The following is a 3,913-nucleotide window of genomic DNA, read 5'->3' on the forward strand; positions in this document are numbered from 1 at the left end:
GCATATTCGGCCTCGCTCACCAGTCCGGACACGCAAGGGCCGGCGCAGCGCTTGAGCTGATAGAGCAGGCAGGGACGGGTGCGGTTGGCGTAGACCGCATCCTCGCACTGGCGTACCGGAAATATTTTCTGCATCAGATGCAAACTCTCACGCACCGCGCCGCCAGAGGGGTACGGGCCGAAGTACTCCCCCTTCACCTTGCGAGCGCCGCGATGGACGCCGATGCGCGGATGCTGGTGCGCGGTGATGATGATCCAGGGGTAGGATTTATCGTCCCGCAGCAGCACGTTGTAACGGGGCTGGTACTGCTTGATCAGGTTGTGCTCGAGGATCAGCGCCTCGGTCTCGGTGTGGGTGACGGTGACCTGGATATCGGCGATCTGGCGCACCAGGGTGCGGGTCTTGATGCTGTCGACGTTGGTGCGAAAGTAGGAAGCGAGCCGCTTTTTCAGATCCTTAGCCTTGCCCACATAGATCACGGTGCCACCGCTGTCATACATGCGGTAGACGCCACTTTGATGGGTGACGGCGCTCAGAAACGCCTTGCTGTCAAAAAGGGGCTCGGGAGAGAGGGTCATCGGCAACTCGACTCAACGGATGAAGGCAAAAAGACGGGGAGAGCATACTGCGCCCACTCATGAAAATGCAAAAGGGGGCTAAAAAGCAAAAGGCGGCAAATGCCGCCTTGGTGACCACACGACCCCGGTTACAGGGTGTCGGCATCCAGCATGCCGTAGCGAATGGCCAGATGGGTCAACTCCACATCACCGTTGATCCCCAGCTTGCTGAACAGGCGGTAACGGTAGCTGTTGACCGTCTTCGGGCTCAGGTTGAGCTGCTCGGAAATATCGGTCACCTTCTGCCCCTTGGTGATCATCATCATGATCTGCAGCTCACGCTCGGAGAGGGACTTGAAGGGATTCTCGTCAGCCGAGGCAAATTGGCTGAGGGCCATCTGCTGGGCAATCTCCGGGGAGATGTAGCGCTGACCGGAGTGCACCAGCCGGATCGCCTGGATCATCTCGTCCGGCCCGGCCCCCTTGGTCAGGTAACCGGCAGCGCCGGCCTGCATCACCTTGGTGGGGAACGGATTTTCTGAATGAATGGTCAGCACTATGATGCGTACATCGGGGCGGATCCGCAGAATTTTGCGGGTCGCTTCCAGACCACCAATACCCGGCATGTTCATGTCCATCAGGATCACGTCCGGATGGTGTTGGCGACAGAAAGCAACTGCTGTCTCGCCGCTCTGTGCCTCGCCCACCACCTTGATCCCGCGCACATCTTCAAGAATGCGTCTTATCCCTGTACGCACCAGCTCATGATCATCGACCAGGAATACATTTATCACCCAAACACCCCGTTTTATCTCGTTTTAGCCGCCCGGTTAGGGTTAACAAGGCGTCTTGCATCATAACCAAACTCATCGCTTTGGCAAACCATGCGCGCCAAAAGTTTGAGAAAACCCATATTTAGCGTTTAAAATCAAATAATTATATAAATTTTCAAAACAAAAAACGGTGCCTTGCGACACCGTTTTTCATGACGTTAATGCTGTGGCCATCACTTGGCCAAAAAGGCCCGCACCTTCTCCAGATCGGCCTGGGTATCCACCCCAACCGGCGGCGCTTCAAGGGCTTGAGCGACGTGGATCTTCTCCCCGTACCAGAGCACCCGCAGTTGCTCCAGTGCCTCGACCTGCTCCAGCACGCTCGGTGCCCAGTCTACGTAACGCTGGATAAAGCCGGCGCGATAGGCGTAGATACCGATATGGCGCTGATAGTGATCGCCAATCTGCTCGTGACTGTTGGCAAAGCGATCCCGATCCCAGGGAATGCTAGCGCGACTGAAGTAGAGGGCGTAGCCATCCTTGTCAGTCACCACTTTCACGGCGTTCGGATTGAACGCCTCTTCGGCATCCTTGATCGGCACCGACAAGGTCGCCATCGGCGCCGTGGCAACGGCCAGATTGTCCGCCACCTGACGAATGATGACGGGCGGAATGAGCGGCTCATCCCCCTGCACATTGACGATGATGGTATCGGCAGCAAAGCCGTAGTGACGGCACACCTCGGCCAGACGCTCGGTGCCGGACTGGTGATCCGGTGAGGTCATGCACACCTCGACGCCGGTGCTCAGCAATGCCTGCTGTACCCGGACATCGTCAGTGGCGACGATCACCCGATCGGCACCCGACTGCAGGGCTTTCTCCACCACGTGCTGCACCATGGGCTTGCCATGGATATCCGCCAGCGGCTTGCCCGGCAGACGGGTTGAGGCATAGCGGGCAGGAATAACGACAACGAAACTCATGACGGCAACTCATCGCTATTGAGCGGACGGGCACGGTTCTCCAGCAGCACCGGGATCCCCTCCTCCAGCGGATAGGCCAGCTTGTCAAAGCGGCAGACCAGCTCATGAACTGCTTTGTTGTAATGCAGCTTACCCTTGCAGACCGGGCAGGCGATGATGTCGAGCAACTTGATGTCCAAAGCCAAAACGATACTCCTTCAACGATGTCGCGCTGGCGGCTTCATCACGCCAGCGATGGATGTCGAGCAACCAGCTATTCCATACGGGGCATATCAACCCCCAGCTCCCCCGCCGAGGCGAGAGAGATTAATCTTGCGCCCTGGTCGCGCCCTTTGCCTTCGCCCCCAGCTTGTGCAGCAGGGCATCGAGCAGGGAGGTAGGCAACTCGGCACTGACCGGCAGATACCACCAGTTGTCGAGTGCAAACGCGCGGCACTTGACCGCATCCTTCTCGGTCATCAGCAGCATCTTGCAGGCAAAGCGGCCCACCAGCTCATCCCGATCGAAGGGATGATGATCGCCGTAGGCGGCCTGCTCATCCAGCTGATATCCGAGCCCTTCTAGGGTGGCAAAGAAGCGGGGCGGATGACCAATCCCCGCCAGCGCATCGACCTGCCCCGACAAGGGGGCGGCTAGCGGTGCATCATCGCGTACCCGGCGCGGGGTGTCGGCGACCAGTTGCATGGGATACTCCCCCTTGCCCGGCTCGCCGCCGTTACAGATGATGGCATCCACCCGTTTGAGTCGAGTGACCGGCTCGCGCAGCGGCCCCATCGGCAGCAAGCAGGCGTTGCCGAAACGGCGCGCGCCGTCCACCACCACCAACTCGATGTCGCGGGCCAACGCATAGTGCTGCAGACCGTCGTCGGTGATGATGATATCCACCTCACCGCTCTGCTCCAGCAGTCGTACCGCGTCGGCCCGTTTCGGGGAAACCACCACGGGGCAGCCGCAGCGCCGGGCAATCAGCACCGGCTCATCCCCCGCCTGCGCCGTGGTGCTGGTTTCATCCAGACGATAGGGATAATGGGGCGCCTTGCCACCATAACCACGGCTCACCACCCCGGGGCGATAGCCGCGGGCTTGCAACTGATCTACCAGCCAGACCACCACCGGGGTCTTGCCGTTGCCCCCCACCGAGATATTGCCCACTACGATCACCGGCAAGGAGGAGCGATATCCCTTGCGCCAGCCGTGACGATAGGCGTAGCGGCGGGTGCCGCTGATGATGGCAAACAGCAGGGCAAAGGGGGCCAGCAACCAGCGCCAGCCACTTTTGCGATACCAGAGCCGTTCCAGCATCAGGCCTTGCTTCCCACGTTGCCAAACTGAATGGCGCGCAGCTGGGCATAGGTGCCGCGCTGCTCCATCAGTGCTTCGTGGTTCCCGCGCTCGACGATATGACCTTCGTCGATCACCAGGATCTCATCCGCCTTCTCGATGGTGGAGAGGCGGTGGGCGATCACCAGCGAGGTACGCGCCTTGCAAAGCTCGTCGATCGCCGCCTGAATGTGGCGCTCTGACTCGGTATCGAGAGCCGAGGTAGCCTCATCCAGCAGCAGAACCGGCGCATCGCGCAGCAGAGCCCGCGCAATGGCAA

The 3,913-nt window shown here is 59.9% G+C and carries 5 protein-coding genes and 1 pseudogene; all 6 read right to left on the reverse strand.

The window, feature by feature from the left end; genetic code table 11:
- Nucleotides 1-578 (reverse strand): GIY-YIG nuclease family protein (locus tag ACRAUW_RS17235; RefSeq protein ID WP_431363254.1); only part of this gene is annotated, 578 nt, incomplete at its 3' end.
- 128 nt (nucleotides 579-706) lie between these two features.
- Nucleotides 707-1,351: a UvrY/SirA/GacA family response regulator transcription factor gene (gene uvrY / locus ACRAUW_RS17240; protein ID WP_431363255.1), complete on the reverse strand. Its 645-nt coding sequence runs from the start codon at nucleotides 1,349-1,351 to the stop codon at nucleotides 707-709.
- A gap of 212 nt (nucleotides 1,352-1,563) precedes the next feature.
- Nucleotides 1,564-2,313, reverse strand: a complete 750-nt coding sequence (gene kdsB / locus ACRAUW_RS17245) for a 3-deoxy-manno-octulosonate cytidylyltransferase (RefSeq protein WP_431363256.1) — start codon at nucleotides 2,311-2,313, stop codon at nucleotides 1,564-1,566.
- Entirely contained in the window at nucleotides 2,310-2,498 is a 189-nt protein-coding gene (locus tag ACRAUW_RS17250) for a Trm112 family protein (protein WP_005347033.1), read from the reverse strand. Before ACRAUW_RS17250 ends, kdsB begins: the two co-directional genes overlap by 4 nt.
- A 121-nt stretch (nucleotides 2,499-2,619) precedes the next feature.
- On the reverse strand, nucleotides 2,620-3,615 hold the full coding sequence (lpxK, locus tag ACRAUW_RS17255; RefSeq protein WP_431363257.1) for a tetraacyldisaccharide 4'-kinase: 996 nt from the start codon (nucleotides 3,613-3,615) through the stop codon (nucleotides 2,620-2,622).
- Nucleotides 3,615-3,913, reverse strand: a pseudogene (locus tag ACRAUW_RS17260) (lipid ABC transporter permease/ATP-binding protein); the annotation flags it as partial. The pseudogene ACRAUW_RS17260 and the gene lpxK, both read right to left, overlap by 1 nt.

Source organism: Aeromonas sp., assembly GCF_050633025.1.
Classification (GTDB): domain Bacteria; phylum Pseudomonadota; class Gammaproteobacteria; order Enterobacterales; family Aeromonadaceae; genus Aeromonas.